The sequence below is a fragment of the Mitsuokella apri genome (assembly GCF_051886055.1).
In the GTDB taxonomy this organism is placed as follows: Bacteria; Bacillota; Negativicutes; order Selenomonadales; family Selenomonadaceae; genus Mitsuokella.
This window is the reverse complement of sequence record NZ_JBJEXT010000074.1, coordinates 1-15,430: the sequence shown is the minus strand read 5'-3', so window position 1 is coordinate 15,430 and position 15,430 is coordinate 1. Positions and strand designations below refer to the sequence as shown.

The following is a 15,430-nucleotide window of genomic DNA, read 5'->3' as shown; positions in this document are numbered from 1 at the left end:
TTGATGCAGCTGCTATTTTTATGCGAACCATGCGACAGCACGGATGGGAGCACCATCGCAGTCGTCGATTTTCAAAGGAAAGCAGCTGAACCAGAAAAGGTCCCTGCCGCACAAGTCGAGATTCTTCAGGTTCTCGATGTTCACGATATTCTTTTCGCGGAACAGCTTTTTATGCCTCGTTAAATTCTCGTCGGCAATCGGATCGAGCCCAATCACATCGAAGCCAATCCCTTTATAGTCGCCCTGCAGGATATAATCCATGACTTCGTCGTCAATACAAGGATAATCGCCAAAATAGGCCTCAGTCCCCCAGCGTTTGTCCCAGCCAAGGTTGAAAAGCAGAAAGTCTGCCTGATTTGCCTGATCGCCGGCATTTTTGATGCAGTTCATGGTGATCGACTGCCCTTCCTGCAGGTCGCGGCAGTCGATGACGATGGCTTTGCCGATAAACTGCTCTGCCGGGAACTGGTCCAAGGTCGTTCTTCCGGCAAACAGATGAGCCGGCGGGTCCATGTGCGTGCCAGTATGAGAATACATCTTAATCAGTGTTTCCTTGAAACCGTTTCTTTCATAAGTATTGGCTGTCAGCAATGCAGGAGGGTCCGTTCCGGGATATACAGGCATATTCTCTCGTATCGTATGGGTTAAATCAATGACTTGCATAGCATTCTCCTAGCTTGCACCTAATCAATGTTTACTTATTTACTTGGATGCTTTCAGTATAGCATAAGGATAACATGAACGGCGAAGCATCCGATATAGGATAAAAATTGAGGCCTTGAAAAACAGTCTCATTTGTCCAATAACCATTGCAGAACATTTTGTTTGCAAATGCCGTTATAGTCAGCCGCAGACTCGATTTCATCAAGGGTGAGCAAAAATTTCGGATAGTTGTCCCGGATCCGCTGCAGAGGCTTTAATTCCCTCTCCATCACTTCTGGCTGCAATGTCGATTCCGAAATCTGATAATAAGCAAGGCCTTGTTCATTTTTGGTAACAAAATCGACTTCACCACCTGTCATGGAGCCTACATATACTTCATAGCCGCGGCGTAAAAGTTCCAGATAAACGGTATTTTCCAGGATATGTCCGGTATCCTGCCCGTGCCTGCCGACTTTTAGATAGCGCAGTGCTGCATCGACGACATAGTACTTCGGGTTAATTTTCAAGAGTTCCTTGCCCCTGATATCAAAGCGGTCTGCCTGATAGACGAGCAGGCTGTCCTGCAGGCCAGTCAGGTATTTCTCGACTGTCTTGCTGTCAATCTTTCGTCCGGCACTGGTCATAGAAGCCGCAATCTTGCGGATGGACAGCAAGCTGCCAACATTGGCAAACAGGTACTTTACGATGCTCTCGAGCATCTTTACATCACTGATATGCAAGCGGCCTACGACATCCTTCAGAAGGACGGTATTATAAAGTCCTGTCAAATATTCATGAATATCCTGCTGACGGCCCTCGAGCTGTAAGGTATATGGAAAAGAACTTTCTGTGATATAACGCTCATAGATTTCCCGCAGCGTGTGATTCGCTGACAAATTGCTGGCCTCATAATATTCCTTGAACGACAGCGGCAGCATTTTCAGCTCCACATAGCGGCCAGAAAGCAAGGTTGCCAACTCTCCGGACATGAAGTAGGCATTGGAGCCGGTAATATAGACATCCGTATTGTCCTTAATGAACAGACTGTCCACGGCTTTTTCAAAGTGAGGCACATGCTGGATTTCATCCAAAAAAATGTAGTTCATCCCCGTAGGCTGCATGTGCGCCGTAACATATTGATAAAGCGCATGATATTCCTGCAGGTCTTCAAATGCCAGATCTTCGAAATTGATGCTAATGATATTCTCTTTCGAAACGCCCTGCTCCAAAAGATCATTCTGAAACAGCTCGAAGAGCTTTGATTTTCCGCAGCGTCTGACACCAGAAACGACCTTGATGATGTGTCTGTCTTTGTGACGCTGTAAAAACGACATATATTCTTTTCGTTCTAACAATTTCATGATTTCACTCCATTATGAAAATAAATCCATATTTATCCGTATTATATCATAAATATGGAATTTATTCTATATTTATGATTTTTATATCATATATAAAGACTTTATTCTAAAAAACTCTTTCATACCCAAGTTCCTATGCTAATTTGTGTTCGATAAAGTATAATATTAAACGAACATATTCATAAATAAAATTTGTAATATTTACGAACATAAAATCATAAAAAATACAGGTATTCAATAAGGTACACCTTTTTGAATACTTGTTTTACTTAATGAATACATGAATAACTATCTTTTAGATGTATATATTAATTGATGCAAGTGATTTATAATGAAAATTCAAAATTTAAAATAAACTCATAAAAGAAGGAATATTTTAATGAATATAGAAATATATATTAGAGTTAAACGAAAAATCTATTTATAAGAAAGAAGGTATCCCTATGAGAAAAGTTCTATCCATTTTTATGGCACTAATTTTTGCTTTTGCCATTGCTGCCTGTGGCAGTAATAATGGGCAGTCGTCTTCTAATTCATCTACGTCGTCATCAGCAGCATCGGCAGAGCAGTCACAAGCTAAAAAAGGAGCGCCTAAAGTTGATCCTAACGCTACTGCGGATCAAAAGAACGCAGTCAAGAAGGCATACAGCTATGCTACTACCATGCATATGTCACTGAATAAAATTCGTGATCAGCTGGTCCAATTTGATAAATTTTCAGAGGCTGATGCTGATTATGCCGTTAGCAAACTTACCGATATTGATTGGAATAAGGTCGCACTAAAGAAAGCTGAATCATATACCCAGACGGTAAATATGGCAAAATCCAAGATTCCAAATCAGCTGGTTCAATTTGAGGGGTTTACGCAGGAACAGGCTGATTATGCTGTCAATAATTTAAATGTTGATTTCAAGGAAGTAGCCGCTCGTAAAGCAAAGAGTTATCAGCAAAGCCAAAATATGAGCACGGAAGGAATCCGTAATCAATTGTTGAATTTTGAAGGCTTTACTGAAGACGAAGTTGATTATGCAATTAGCAAGTTACAGAAGTAATTTAAATGAGAATTAATGTAAAAAGCCATTCTGATGAATGGCTTTTTTGTTTCATAAAATATGAATGGCTGTTCACTTGTATAGCATTACCAAGGATATTTGCCTTTTTTAGCATATGGCAGCAATTTGCCATCCATTTTGATGATGACGCGGTGATTCCCCTCGGCATCGGTGATGACATCAACATCAAGACCAAAGTCGATGGCGCTCATGATGGCATTGCCGCCTTCTTCATGAATGATAGATTTTATGGCAGGACCATACGTATCGATGACTTCATGGAGGCGATACAGGATAGGATCCGTATTTCCTTTATAAGGATGCTCGGAGAGAAAGGCTGTATCGGCCGGCGTCAAGCCAAGTACCTCAGCCAGCTTGCTGCAATACTCTGCAGGCACGTACTGCTGGCCGTCAAAGACAGAGGCTATCCACATCTTGCTTACACCGAGCTTTTCTGCGAGCTCTTTATAGGTAAGACCTGATTTCTTTTTTGCTTCGCACAATTTCTCCAGTTCGTCTGCATATTTGATGCGCGTCAAATAATCTGCATTACTCATAGGTGTCATGATACGTTCCTCCTTCCAGAAAAAGCAAAAGACAACGAAGCCAATTGACCTCGTTGTCTACATTTAAGATATCACTCTGGTGTTTATTAGTCAATGAAAATTTATAGGAGTGTTTTATATTTTTCGACTAATTTATGGCTGTTTTTATTTTCAGCCATAAAGCCTCTAGACAAAGAGCTCACACTTGGAAAATAAGGCTGCATGACCGGCCAATTTCACACGGTTCCCTGCCATACGGCAATAGAGGACGCCTGTGCGTTCACTGGCCTGGAATGCCTTGATTTCGTTCTTGCCGAGACGTTTTGCCCAATAAGGGATAATGTGGCAGTGGCCGCTGCCGCATACCGGGTCTTCGACGATAGAAAGTTTTGGTGCAAAAGACCTAGAGATACAGTCAAAATCCTGGCCTTGAGCCGTCGTGTGCATTGAACCTCTCCCACTTATAGAAGCGGGAGATTCTTGAGAAGTTTGATATCTGGACAATGCCTGACAGACTTATCCCGAAGGAGTCCGCTGTCAGGATACCCTTATTCTCAATGGGCTGCCCAAGAGCCCTCTACACAGTCCTTCGAAATCGAAGTTCTGCTTACTTTTACGAAGTATGTTTGCCGCACCGTTAAGGTCAGCATTTACCGTTCTGCCATCTGCGCATTGATACAGCCCACGCTGTACGCGCTTGCCTCTGAATGTACCTGGATAGGGATGTTCAGAATCATAGACGGGAATGTCATCCAAATCGAGGCAGCTGGCCTTCGATGTGTAGGATTCTTCCTGCTCGGCGTATGTCATACCATAGCGTTCACAAATATTGCGCAGTGTTTCACGCAGGTTGCCAAATGGGATTTGCGTGAACTGCTGGTTCCTTTTTCGGCCAAGGTTCATGCTGCGTTTAAAGTCTGGATTATAGCCGCAGACTACGGTGCCGATTTGATGCGCAAGGCAGTGGTCTATGATGCAACGGGCCGTTTTGCGAATATAGTCTTGTATGCTGTTATTCCGTTTTTGCGCAAGAGCATGGAGTCTGCGTGTTTTCTTCGTCCCCTGCTTTGCGGCTATTGCCTGAAAATGAGCATTCTGTTTATTCCAATACTGGTTGATGGATTTGAGTTTACGACCGTCCATGAGGAACGATGTCCCAGTACTGGTTACGCAAGCAGCTAAATTTTCAAGCCCGATGTCGATGGCGAGAACGTTGTCAGGATTCGTGTTCTGCTTTTCGATTTCCTGCAGATAGCAATACTGAATCTTGAAGTACCTGCCTTGATAGATGGGGCAAATCCGCACTTCCTTGATGGTTTTTCCTGCAAGCCTTGCAGGGAACGGAATCTTGATTTTTCTGCCTCCGTGAAGTCTGGCAAAGCTGCGGCTCATCGGAATGGTCAGATATCCATCCTTAATGCTGATGGCATTGGTCGAGAGGATCAGATTGAAAAGGCCACCTTTTTCCCGATAATGAGGTATTTTGATATTCTGAAATGAATAGTCGCCTGCCTTTGCTTTCTTGATGAGCTGAAAAAACGACTTGAAGCTTCGATCGGCCACTTTTAGCGTCTGCTGTGCTACGCCAGCCTGAAGCAATCCGTAGTTTTCATTTTCCTTGCAGATACGACAGTTTTCTTCATACCGAAGATACTTCTTCTCTTGAAAATAGCGTTGTCTGATATTGTAGAGAGCCACATTGTACAGGTTATTACTGTATTGGCACATCTCGCGAAGCATGGCATACTCTTCCTTGGAAAGCTTGCGAATTACATTCGATTGTGTCAGATACATCTTGTTGCACCTCCCTTCTTGTCATCTGCTAATTTTATTGTAGGATACGGTAGGATTGACTGCAAGGTATATTGCAAAAAAATGTCTTGGATTAGGCTCGAGCCCAGTCCAAGACAGCGCCATTCATCCCCTACCTAAGAGGAAGGAGCCTTCTGGTGAATGAAGGTAAAAGCATCGACAATGTACTGTTTCATAATATTATCCTTTCTGCAGAACTTATCCTCATTGGCCAAAAGACACCTTCTTTTTTGGCAATTAAGCAGAACTAGTCTTAAGCCATAAGAGCTGAATTCGCTGCGGCATACAGATTTCTTCTGGCATCATCGTGTAGGTGAGTGTCTTCTGGATGAGGTAAAGTAGGTCGGCTTGAGGTTCTTTCTCCGGCACTTGAATCGCTTCAAGGGGATATCTGCTGAGTTTTTCGTGATACAAATTTTGCGGGATGGCAAGAAAAATGCAGCCTTCATGGCGGTGAAACGATACAATATCATCCTGCCTCAAAACGATCTCGGTACCATCGCTTAAGTAAATCTGCAGGGGCTTTAACATGCTGGCACGGATATTTCCCATGTAATCCCGCGCAGATGCCTTGCCTAGATAATCCTGCCGAAGTGCCATGAGCTCATGGATGTTTGGATTTCGCTTGCGGTCCACCCAGCAGCGAAGAGTCGAGAGTACTTCATCGTCAAGCGCAATCGGTTTATAACCCATATGCTCCAACGAAAGAGGCCAATACCGATAGAATTGGTCCTCATAATGCAGATCGTGCTGGTGTCCATGAATGTTGATGTCGGCAGAATGACCGTAAACAGGGGCATGCGAAAAGAGCACCTTTATGCCGTTCAAAGTCATGGTCATCTCGTCGGCAACCAGCGTAAAGCCGGCCTGCATGTAATGAGTCATCGACTTCTTATCATGATTTCCGCGGATGAGGATCTTGCGTCCCGGCAGCTTTAGGAAGCGCTGCATCACTTCCTGATACCAGGCCACGTCCCCCAGATGGATGAGCAGATCGTCCTTACTAATCATTTTCTGGCAGTTTTTCAGGATTTGGTTTGTAAAATTCTCCGGCCGATTGCAGCTTTGGATCATGTTCTTGTGGCCAAGATGTGTGTCCGTGATAATATAAATCATTTCATCATCCCGCTATGTGCAGATATATGAGGCCAGCGGCCTGCAGTGCCATTATAAAAGGCACGCCATATTTAAATTTAAGGTGCAGCGTCTTGTGGTGGAATAGTTTCATCGCCACCAGAGCTCCTATACTGCCACCAATGGCTGCTGTACCAAGCAGGGCCAATTCCGGCACACGCCACCACTTACGGATGGCGCATAGCTTGTCCCAGCCGTAGACCGCTATGGTCACTGCGTTTATAATGGCAAAATACCAAGCGGCTGCGCTATGCACGTCAATTTCCATTTTTCCCTCCAAGTTTAATCAAGAACCAGTGTTTGTTTAGTATTTTTGTGGGCATCTAGAATCCTGCCTACCATCTCATTATTTTCTCAAATCTCTTGCCGAAGTCTGCTTGAGATCTTTGTCCTTTCATTATAACAAAAGAGCTCCTTCCAGGAAAAGAAAAAGACAACAAAGCCAATTGACTTCGTTGTCTACATAAAAAATGTCACTCTAGTATCTGACATTATTCGTTAAGGTTCAACCGTTATAAGTATGCTTTAATATAAAATTTCATCACCTTCTGTATCTTCTATGTTCTCGATTGGCTCCTCGTCGTAGTATTCTTCTTCGCAAGCATCCTCTTCATAGTCTTCTTCTTTGAACACGATTTCATTCCTAAGATCCGTCAAAACTAATTCCTCCCCACACATGTAATCTTTCAAACGACCATCCCCCATGTAAATAGATGATTCAATCATCAACGACGACGATTTCACCCATGGATCATGCATCTCCTTTCTACAGCTTTATATTAATGAAGAGAACTTAATCATCAAACAGGGAAGAAATAAAGCTTCCTACAGCGCAAGCCACGCCAAAGCTGACGACCAGCGGTGCTACGGCGACGGCGACACTTCCTACGGCGGTAGCTGCTGCCGCTCCGCCAATGGCTGTACTGGTTACGGCTGTCGTCACAGCTCCTGCAGCCCCCGCTGCTACGCTGCCAGCTGCTGCAGAAGCAGCGCCGGTGACGCCGCCTTTGATACCAGCACCGGCAATATCGACGACCGCGTCTGCAGCATCTTTTTTGCCGTCGATAACGTCAGAAATAGAAGAAATCGCCTCAATGCCTGCACCGATAGCAGCACCCGCCGCGCCACCAGACTTTGCGGCTGAACCTATGCTGGAAAGACTTGGCATCTTTCCCAATGCTTTATCGGCAACGCGCTGAGTCGTCTCAGAAGAAATTCCGGAGGAATGCACTTTCTGTGTGGTCTTGCCTGCTAATTTCGCAGTGGTTTCTTCGGTACCGTATACTCTGGTTTTATTGTAATGACCGGCTTTTATCTGTCTGGCTGTTTTGGCCACACCCGATGAGCTTACCGTGTCTTTCAGCTGTGCATGCGAGACAATTTTTCCCTGTCTGTTCCTGACGATGATATCCTTCATTTTAGCGACATTGGATTTCGTCAACTCTGCATGGTGCCCTTTTGCGATATTCACCGGATTGGCGTTGACTTTATCGCAGAACATAACTTCATGGACATGTCCTTTGAGATTGGGACACTGACCCGCACGAGCCAAGGCTCTGGCCCCTACACTGCCTTCATACGCTTCATGCGTCATGGCAGCAATGTTGTTCTGAGCTTTTTTATAATCCTGACACATAATGAGACCGCCTTTCAAAATATAAAATCCATGAGTTCTTCTCTTCTTATTTGCTTCATCCTAATTATAGAAGAAAATGACTCTGCCTTCATGTCAGAAAAAATGTGATATGGTTTCTTTCAATAAATCTATCTCATCATAACCCGCTCTTGGCGAACCCGATTATACAGCTTGTACATTCGGAAAATGAAGGCATTCCTGCATTACTTCCTGGCTGCTTGTCTGCTGCTTCTTTTTTCTCTTGACCGTAGGAGCCATAACTGGGTGGGACTGTCGAAAATCTGCAGCCTGTCGTTTGGCAAGGGCGTCTGCTACTACGTTCCATTCATTGCCGCTATGGCCGCGTATATACGAAACTGTTACATCGTGATTCTGACAAAGGGTATGGATTTCTTGCAGGATCTGAATGAAGTCATCCGAGCGATGATCAACTTTCTGCGCACCATTCATGATGCGAACAACGTCCATGCAGTCTGTATGGATAAAGACTTGATGATGTTCCGTCATGATGGATTTAAGAGCGAGATAAACCGCACGCCATTCCGCTTCATTTGAGCTGCTCACGATTGCTGAGCCGGACAGGAAAGCAAGCGGACGGCCGCCGTCTAAAGCAATCGCAGCAAAGCCGCCGAATGTATTTTCCAGGCAGCTGCCATCAACGTAAAAGTTCACGATCTGCGGCAGGCATAATTGAACAGCAAAGGAAGGATTTGCTGCTTCAATATTTGTTGAAGCCTCCGTATATCGATTGAGCGGACGTGTCATGTCCACAGTCATAGCTTTGCTTTCAAAAGCAGGGATATCGGTCTTTGGCTTCGATGCCGATTCTTCCGTGGTATCCGGGGAAATGTCGATCTCTTCCGGAGAAAGATATACCCCATATCGATTTTTATCGTGTTTCGGTTCCGGGATACTGTACTTGGAACGATATGTTGACAATTTTTTATAAAGAATAGGCAGCAGTACTTTATCGCCAATGATACCTGCTATCTCAACCAGTTCATCATAGGTCGTATCATCCGAAAGGCGACGAATATTCTTATCTATAAGAGGAATGGGAGCATAGTCATGCGCCTGTTCCCAATCAGCGCAAAATACGAACATCCCAGGAATCCGGTTTCCATACAGAAAATACATAATAACATCCTCCTCTCTCTTCTTCCTATTGAAGAAAATATTGTTGTGATAGCTTGTATGGCGATGCCTGATATCAGAACAGTGAATCCATCCTTTCTTCGATACTGACTTTCTTCTGCAGATGGGTAACTTTTCTTTCGGTGATCTTTTCATCACCGCGAAGTTTGCCGGAGAGAATGGTGGCGTCTGGATGATGGTCGGCGTAGCTTGCCAGCGCAATTTTGCCGTTGGTATTGGCGTAGCAGTAACGGCAGCGGTGCAGGCATGTATCGTACTGGCCGATGTCAACGCTTTTCATGCAGTGGCAGACATTGCGCTGAGTCGGATCTTTCTTGACGTCAATGGGAGCGCCAATTACTTTTTCGATGCGTTCCTTATCAATGCAGGCCCCATGGGCAATGCCATAAGCATCGAGGTCAATTTCTTCGGAGCAGGACTGCAGCGTCACGCCCGAGCCTTTCGCGAGCCTTGCGAGGCCTTCGGCTAAAACATTCATTTCGGCCAGGCCAAGCGGCTGCAGCTGCAAAGGACGCGTATTGCGCTCAGTCTTTTTATAAAGGTCAAGGAAACTGATGACGCAGCGGTCCGTGTACGGTGCGAGCTTCTCAAGCATTTCGGCAAAGTCATGGAAGTGCTGCTGGATGGTGTAGCGTTCGTTGAGCAGGATGGGATCGTAGCGCCAGATGACGCGGTCCCTGCCAAGACGCTTTGACAGCTCCTGAAATGTATGGATAAGGTCTTTCTTAGCCGGCAAAGCCGGCTCGACATCGCGGTCATACGGCGTAATCGTGAACTGGAAATAGAATTTGTAATGACGGTCGAGTTCGTCAAGATAAGGCAGCAGCGGTTTGGCATTCTTCGTCCAGAAGACGATGCAGTCGACGTCCTCAGGCTTTAGGGAAATGCGGCTGACCTGCTTGCGATTGAATGGATTGATCGCATCGACGAAGCCCGCGCGGATGCGATTCATGAACCACTCACTATAAAAGGCCGGGATATCCGTCCGGCGGCTTGCACTGATTATCATTAATCTTCATCCTTTCAGCATTTCTGCAAAACGAGGTAATAGTATTTTGTCCATTTTTTCGGAATCAGGCCATCTTCTCCCGTGAAGACGGTTTCCCGCAGGGACAGCGGCATTTCGTAGGGGCACTGGCTCCACTCGGGCTGGCCGTCGTTGTAGATATTCGTGCCGAGCGTCTTGACGTTAGCCGACCAGGGCAGGCCTTCCTGCTCATCCAGGTCAAGCATCAGGCGCAGGCTGTTCGCATATGGCAGGTCCATAATGACGAAGACCGAGCCCTGCTGAGCCCTTTCAATGCAGGTATGCATTTTCTCGAAGAAGCAGTCTTCTTCTTCCGGCTTCACATGACTCAGGAAGTTCTGCAGGAAGTAAACATTGGCCTTCTCATAAATGCGCTGACGGCAGAGATGGCCGTGCGAGCAGCTCTCGCAGCGATGGAGATTATCGCAGCGGTAGATCAGGAGTCCGTCATCGTGAGCATCGAGAAGCCCATCTTCCTGGCAGAGCTGCCAGCTGATGTCCTGTTCGGGCTGCCAGCCGCTTTCCCAATCCAGGATGGAAACCATCGCGCTGCCGTAAACCTGCTTGCCCTGAAATGCCTTCATCGTGCCGTAAAGTTCCGGGCAGGGACCGCCAGCAAAGAAAGCCAGGTTCAAAGTCGGATAAAACGACTGGTGCTTTTTGAGTGCCGGCACGACGAAGCGGCTGACGATCTGATGCGCCGGCTCTACGTAATTGGGATAATACGCGAGCATATAGGCTTTGCGGTTTTCCTCCGAGTCGTATCGCTTCGCGCAGACCCCTTTCTGATAGCTCAGGCGCAGATCCCTTACGGCCTGGCGTATGGCTTCGATATTCTGCTTTCCCAATTGGCTGAGGTCACGATGTTCACCATACGTTTTTTCCATGATACGCTGATAAAGATTCTGTTCCATACAGCAGGCCCCTTTCTTTTTTTCTACGTTTATGCATCGTTTTGATGATTTTATTGTAGAAAAAATTAGGACCTGTATCGTGTCAAAAAAACTGCGAAGTTCGCGGAAAAAAAGCAGGATATTGCCGGCATCTTGTAAAATTTTATAATAGTATTCTTTTCTGCATAAAGTACATAAGCAAAGGAAGGATTCGCTTATGGCAAAACAAACATCGCGCAGCCTTAATAAGTATATCGCGGATTATGATAAATTGCGTGCGTTTCTGCGGTATATTTCGTATGGCTGTTACCATAAAAAATACCTGGCACATCAGCTTCATCAAAGTGCCAGGAGTTATGAGGATAATTGGGCGCGTGTGCGCTTTTTCCTGCCGGAAGATCGGCTGCAGGCGGTCCGGCAGGGGCATCGCGAGATTCACAGCTTAAAGGGTGATTCCTATCGCAGCTCGTTTAATGATCTGGCCAGGACATATGAAATCAAGACGTTAACCAGCTCAGCCGCCTTTGCGCTCATCTGCATACTGCAAATTTTCTCGGACAGCGATGAGCCACTCGACGAAGCAACCTTGTATCAATATGAGCTGGTTCCCACGGATCAGGAGTTCCCGCCGCAGTATGAGGAAATCAGCCGCAGCACGCTGCACCGCTATCTCAAGGAATTGACGGAACAGGGATTCTTGACCTGTCAGAGTCAAAATGGACGATTCCGGTACGAGCTTGCCTCCAATCCTTTAGCCGCTTTAACGGCGGAGGAAGTTAGTTGGCTTCAGGACGCGATTGCCTTTTATCGGAATATCTCGGCCGTCGGTATACCGGGGTATTTCCTTTCGCAGACGCTCCAAGAGATGTATCCGGATGTGACTCTCCCCGCACTGGCGGCCCAATTCAAACATACGACGATTACGCGCATCCTCGATGATGATGTCGTCTATGCGCTGGCCTACGGCATCGTGCATCATATGTCGGTACAGTTCTCTTATCGAAAGAAAAAAATATCGGCCATCCCGCAGCGGCTGGTAACGGACTTTGAAACGGGACGTCAATACCTTTTAGCCGTTCGCAAGCGCCGCAATATCTCAAAACAGTTTACGATTTCCCAGTCTTTTCGTGTGGATTTGATTCAGGATATGGAGATGGGAGAGGCCGTACCTCTAGTTCCGCGACTTGAAGAAACTGCCCCGCATGATATGCAGATTTTGTTTACTTATACAGATAAAGCCAGCAAAAAGCACTTGCTTTATCGAATTCAAGAGCATGCTCCAACAGCTGTACTCGAAGATGACGAGCAAGGCACTATTCGCTGTACGCTGTCTGTTGTCGACGATCTCAAATTGATGCCGTGGCTGCGGACCTTTTATCCGCACGTCCGCATTGAAAAGGACGGCCCGGCTCATTTAAAGGAACGCATGCGTGATGATATTGAGGAGGCGCTGAAGAATTATGGCCTATGCCCCACTCTTTCATGAAGTTCATTCGGAGCTTTTCCTAGCTCTGTGCCGCATCATCAATGAAATTCATCAGGGACGGGAAATGACGCGCCAGGATATCCTGAAAGAACTGCCGAACCTGGACTGGAACACTCAGGAGCGCGTCAAGGAACTCATCGATACCCTGTTCCTGTTTCGAACGAACGGTCATGCTGTACTGTTTCTCGATAAGCCCATTCATTATCGTCCGTCTGCTGCAGAACTCGTCTGGCTGCATCTCATGCTGCAGGATCAGCGCGTGGCTTTTTTGCTGCCCATGGAGCTGCGTCAAAAGCTTGCGTCCGCATTGCAGGACATGTCTGCGTGGTCATTGAATAGTATCTGGCAGGTCGTACACGAGCGGGGTGATGACTTTTCGACATTGCAGGATAAATTAACTGTCATCTGGCAGGCCCTGCATCAGAAGAAAAAATTGTATTACCGCAGCCGCGATCAGCAGGGACGGCTGCATGAGGGGGCTTGTGCACCGTGTCGGCTGGAGTATGATGCGGCGGCCAATCGCTGTCATTTAATCATCTGGCAGGAAGAAGAGCAGCGTGCAGTCAAAATCAATATCGCCAGTCTGATTGACGTGCATATCTTGGAGAAATCCATTCCGGCATCCACGGAGCAGGCCTTTCAGGACTTCTTGGAGAGCCGTCGGCGGTCCGTATGCATTGAAGTTTCGCGTAAAAATAATGCCGTAGAACGCTGTTTTATGATGTTTGCGTCCTACGACAAAGAAGCCAGTTATGACGAAGACCAGGATATCTACACCCTGACTATCTATTATTATGATTTTGACCGTGAAGATATCCTGCAGCAGATTATTTCGCTCGGTGCCGCAGCTGCCGTTTTATCACCGGAGCCGATGCGTCAGGCCATCATAGAGCGTTTGCTGGCTGCCTGGCAAAATATTCAGGATTGACCCCAATATTCCGGACCTGGCCAGCCGTAGAAAAGACGATGCTGCGTGGTAATCCAGTCATGGTCTTCTGCTTTTAAGAGGACCATATTATCGGGCGAATCTGCACCGCCTTCGCAGAGCGGTACGACATGGTGAATTTCCCAGCCGCTCGGGATGCGTTCAAGATCATGCTGTGCTAAGAATTCCATGCGGGCATCCTGACTGCGGATGACTTCGCTTACATGATGCGTATCATTGAATTCGCCGGCTTCGGCCATTTCGGCCAAATTGTTGGGCGAATCATCAATGAGCATACCGTCTTCGACACCGGGCAGATCATCGATATCGGTTGATGGCAATAAATCGCCTGCTCCATCGGCATCCGGCAAATCTGCAGGATCACCATAATCTGTACCTATGTCGTGAGCATCATCATCGGCAGAAGCTGCTTCTGCCGAATCTATCCCATCAATAGCATCCACAGCCTCTGAGGCAAGCAAAACCGTTCCGCCAACGATTGCGCAGTTGCGCAGTCCATGGCGGAATTTTTTTGCAGCCTCCGTATCACTCGTGCAGGCTGCCTTGACGCCGTTGCAGACCGTGCCGGCTGCCGTCGCCGCGGCCATGGCGGTACCTTTTACACGCCGCATCTGGATATCCACGATTTTTTTGCCTGCCTCTTTGTACTGCCCCTCTTTGGCCTTCTGGCCCGCCTCGTAATAATCACAGGCTTTGCGTGCCATGCAGCCTGCCGCGCTTTTGGCAATGGTCCAGATGAGATTGGCCGCGCCGCCAATGACGCGCCCCGCCTGATAAACCGTCTGACGAACCTCTTCCTGCCCTTCCTTGCTTTCCCCATAATAACGGATGCGTTCCTGCAGCTCATCGGCTGTCTCCGACAGACGCTGTTCAATAGTTTTTTCTTCCTTATTATCCATAAAGAATCCCCTCCTATCCAAGGTACATGGAAAGGCAGCCATTTTTGCCCTTTCCGTTCTTTCATCGCTACTTCTAGGATAGCAGGTGCAGTAGTCAACACTTTTTGGACACGACTACATAAAATCTAATCACTTATTATTTTGGTTTTATACATCTAGAGCAGCGCCCCGGACATCGCTACTGAAATTGCAGGACAGCAGCTGCCTTAGAATTGGGCATTCATCAACAAATCATGCGGCATGCGCTTCTCTGTACTGTTTTGGAGTAAGATAATTCAGCGAATATGCTGGACGCTCTTCATTGAAAAATACAATGTAGTCGTCAATTTCCTGCTCTACCGGTTTTTCACCGGTGACATGGAGATCCATAAACATCTCGGCTTTAATCCAGCCGTTAATGGACTCCATTGCAGCGTTGTCCGTAGGCGTTCCAGCGCGTGACATGGATCGATTCACATACATGGGCAGAAGTTCGTTATACGCCTTCGAGGCATAAACAGAGCCCTGGTCGCTATGAAGAATCATCTCGTATTCAGGATGGGCCTTTTTGAGTTCGAGAAGGTCTTTCAAGCCGCTTATGTATGTCATCCGGTCTCCGCGCTTTGCCGACAGGGCATGGCTGACAATCTCATTGTTCCAGAGGTCCATGTACAAGGTTAGCTCATAATAGATGCCCTTGACACAGAAAGCGGTCATGTCGCTGACAATGCACTGAAGCGGCCCGTCAATGTTGAGCTCTGCAGAAAGCAGATTCGGGAATATTCTTCCCGGATCGCCCGGCTTCTTGTACTTGTAGTGCTTTGCCTTGCTCTTTATTCCCGCAATCCTGCAGCATTTATGCG

The 15,430-nt window shown here is 46.7% G+C and carries 17 protein-coding genes; 3 read left to right on the top strand and 14 right to left on the bottom strand.

Going from position 1 to position 15,430, the window contains the following annotated elements; genetic code table 11:
* Positions 1 to 18: 18 nt before the first annotated feature.
* Positions 19 to 663, bottom strand: a complete 645-nt coding sequence (locus ACI4OH_RS11500) for a cyclase family protein (RefSeq protein WP_435721906.1) — start codon at positions 661 to 663, stop codon at positions 19 to 21.
* A 128-nt stretch (positions 664 to 791) separates the two neighbouring features.
* A complete protein-coding gene (locus ACI4OH_RS11495; RefSeq protein WP_439784766.1) occupies positions 792 to 1,976 on the bottom strand; it encodes an ATP-binding protein in 1,185 nt (394 codons plus the stop codon).
* 470 nt (positions 1,977 to 2,446) lie between these two features.
* On the opposite strand from ACI4OH_RS11495, the gene ACI4OH_RS11490 reads away from it, so the two are divergent.
* Positions 2,447 to 3,055 (top strand): Ltp family lipoprotein, encoded by a 609-nt coding sequence (locus tag ACI4OH_RS11490; RefSeq protein ID WP_435721904.1) that lies wholly within the window; start codon positions 2,447 to 2,449, stop codon positions 3,053 to 3,055.
* Positions 3,056 to 3,141: 86 nt separating this feature from the next.
* Here the strand turns inward: ACI4OH_RS11490 and cynS are convergent, their stop codons facing one another.
* The 10 genes from cynS to ACI4OH_RS11440 all read right to left on the bottom strand — a co-directional run bounded on the left by cynS (position 3,142) and on the right by ACI4OH_RS11440 (position 11,278).
* The gene (gene cynS / locus ACI4OH_RS11485; RefSeq protein WP_435721903.1) at positions 3,142 to 3,621 is read right to left on the bottom strand and encodes a cyanase; all 480 of its coding nucleotides are present in this window, start codon (positions 3,619 to 3,621) and stop codon (positions 3,142 to 3,144) included.
* A 165-nt stretch (positions 3,622 to 3,786) separates the two neighbouring features.
* A complete protein-coding gene (locus ACI4OH_RS11480; protein WP_432648259.1) occupies positions 3,787 to 4,047 on the bottom strand; it encodes a PhzF family phenazine biosynthesis protein in 261 nt (86 codons plus the stop codon).
* Between the two features lie 90 nt (positions 4,048 to 4,137).
* Positions 4,138 to 5,394: an RNA-guided endonuclease InsQ/TnpB family protein gene (locus tag ACI4OH_RS11475; RefSeq protein ID WP_435721902.1), complete on the bottom strand. Its 1,257-nt coding sequence runs from the start codon at positions 5,392 to 5,394 to the stop codon at positions 4,138 to 4,140.
* 255 nt (positions 5,395 to 5,649) lie between these two features.
* Positions 5,650 to 6,528, bottom strand: a complete 879-nt coding sequence (locus ACI4OH_RS11470; protein ID WP_439784765.1) for a metallophosphoesterase — start codon at positions 6,526 to 6,528, stop codon at positions 5,650 to 5,652.
* A 4-nt stretch (positions 6,529 to 6,532) separates the two neighbouring features.
* Positions 6,533 to 6,814 (bottom strand): DUF1294 domain-containing protein, encoded by a 282-nt coding sequence (locus tag ACI4OH_RS11465; RefSeq protein WP_439784764.1) that lies wholly within the window; start codon positions 6,812 to 6,814, stop codon positions 6,533 to 6,535.
* A 257-nt stretch (positions 6,815 to 7,071) separates the two neighbouring features.
* Complete coding sequence (locus ACI4OH_RS11460) at positions 7,072 to 7,236, bottom strand: hypothetical protein (protein WP_435721899.1); 165 nt, start codon at positions 7,234 to 7,236, stop codon at positions 7,072 to 7,074.
* Positions 7,237 to 7,339: 103 nt separating this feature from the next.
* Entirely contained in the window at positions 7,340 to 8,182 is an 843-nt protein-coding gene (locus ACI4OH_RS11455) for a hypothetical protein (protein WP_439784763.1), read from the bottom strand.
* Between the two features lie 162 nt (positions 8,183 to 8,344).
* A complete protein-coding gene (locus ACI4OH_RS11450) occupies positions 8,345 to 9,319 on the bottom strand; it encodes a ribonuclease HI (protein ID WP_435721897.1) in 975 nt (324 codons plus the stop codon).
* Between the two features lie 73 nt (positions 9,320 to 9,392).
* Positions 9,393 to 10,346 carry a DUF1848 domain-containing protein gene (locus ACI4OH_RS11445; protein WP_435721896.1) on the bottom strand — a complete coding sequence of 318 codons (954 nt, stop codon included), beginning with the start codon at positions 10,344 to 10,346 and terminating at the stop codon, positions 9,393 to 9,395.
* 14 nt (positions 10,347 to 10,360) lie between these two features.
* The gene (locus ACI4OH_RS11440; RefSeq protein WP_435721895.1) at positions 10,361 to 11,278 is read right to left on the bottom strand and encodes a hypothetical protein; all 918 of its coding nucleotides are present in this window, start codon (positions 11,276 to 11,278) and stop codon (positions 10,361 to 10,363) included.
* A 196-nt stretch (positions 11,279 to 11,474) separates the two neighbouring features.
* Between ACI4OH_RS11440 and ACI4OH_RS11435 the strand changes: the two genes are divergently transcribed.
* Positions 11,475 to 12,743, top strand: coding sequence for a helix-turn-helix transcriptional regulator (locus tag ACI4OH_RS11435; protein WP_435721894.1), 1,269 nt, complete (start codon positions 11,475 to 11,477; stop codon positions 12,741 to 12,743).
* Positions 12,718 to 13,671: a WYL domain-containing protein gene (locus tag ACI4OH_RS11430; protein WP_435721893.1), complete on the top strand. Its 954-nt coding sequence runs from the start codon at positions 12,718 to 12,720 to the stop codon at positions 13,669 to 13,671. The genes ACI4OH_RS11435 and ACI4OH_RS11430 overlap by 26 nt, the downstream gene beginning before the upstream one ends.
* Here the strand turns inward: ACI4OH_RS11430 and ACI4OH_RS11425 are convergent.
* Together ACI4OH_RS11425 and ACI4OH_RS11420 are read right to left on the bottom strand one after the other, a co-directional pair.
* Positions 13,662 to 14,588 carry an HNH endonuclease signature motif containing protein gene (locus ACI4OH_RS11425; protein ID WP_439784762.1) on the bottom strand — a complete coding sequence of 309 codons (927 nt, stop codon included), beginning with the start codon at positions 14,586 to 14,588 and terminating at the stop codon, positions 13,662 to 13,664. The genes ACI4OH_RS11430 and ACI4OH_RS11425 overlap by 10 nt on opposite strands.
* Positions 14,589 to 14,819: 231 nt before the next feature.
* Positions 14,820 to 15,430, bottom strand: a 611-nt coding sequence (locus tag ACI4OH_RS11420; RefSeq protein ID WP_439784761.1) for an integrase core domain-containing protein, incomplete at its 5' end; no start/stop codon positions are given.

Coding starts and splice junctions, on each gene's coding strand:
- ACI4OH_RS11480 (WP_432648259.1), bottom strand. CDS start 4,047: ATGCACACGACGGCTCAAGGCCAGGATTTTGACTGTATCTCTAGGTCT.
- ACI4OH_RS11425 (WP_439784762.1), bottom strand. CDS start 14,588: ATGGATAATAAGGAAGAAAAAACTATTGAACAGCGTCTGTCGGAGACA.
- ACI4OH_RS11465 (WP_439784764.1), bottom strand. CDS start 6,814: ATGGAAATTGACGTGCATAGCGCAGCCGCTTGGTATTTTGCCATTATA.
- ACI4OH_RS11495 (WP_439784766.1), bottom strand. CDS start 1,976: ATGTCGTTTTTACAGCGTCACAAAGACAGACACATCATCAAGGTCGTT.
- ACI4OH_RS11490 (WP_435721904.1), top strand. CDS start 2,447: ATGAGAAAAGTTCTATCCATTTTTATGGCACTAATTTTTGCTTTTGCC.
- ACI4OH_RS11475 (WP_435721902.1), bottom strand. CDS start 5,394: ATGTATCTGACACAATCGAATGTAATTCGCAAGCTTTCCAAGGAAGAG.
- cynS (WP_435721903.1), bottom strand. CDS start 3,621: ATGACACCTATGAGTAATGCAGATTATTTGACGCGCATCAAATATGCA.
- ACI4OH_RS11435 (WP_435721894.1), top strand. CDS start 11,475: ATGGCAAAACAAACATCGCGCAGCCTTAATAAGTATATCGCGGATTAT.
- ACI4OH_RS11450 (WP_435721897.1), bottom strand. CDS start 9,319: ATGTATTTTCTGTATGGAAACCGGATTCCTGGGATGTTCGTATTTTGC.
- ACI4OH_RS11430 (WP_435721893.1), top strand. CDS start 12,718: ATGGCCTATGCCCCACTCTTTCATGAAGTTCATTCGGAGCTTTTCCTA.
- ACI4OH_RS11500 (WP_435721906.1), bottom strand. CDS start 663: ATGCAAGTCATTGATTTAACCCATACGATACGAGAGAATATGCCTGTA.
- ACI4OH_RS11455 (WP_439784763.1), bottom strand. CDS start 8,182: ATGTGTCAGGATTATAAAAAAGCTCAGAACAACATTGCTGCCATGACG.
- ACI4OH_RS11445 (WP_435721896.1), bottom strand. CDS start 10,346: ATGATAATCAGTGCAAGCCGCCGGACGGATATCCCGGCCTTTTATAGT.
- ACI4OH_RS11470 (WP_439784765.1), bottom strand. CDS start 6,528: ATGATTTATATTATCACGGACACACATCTTGGCCACAAGAACATGATC.
- ACI4OH_RS11440 (WP_435721895.1), bottom strand. CDS start 11,278: ATGGAACAGAATCTTTATCAGCGTATCATGGAAAAAACGTATGGTGAA.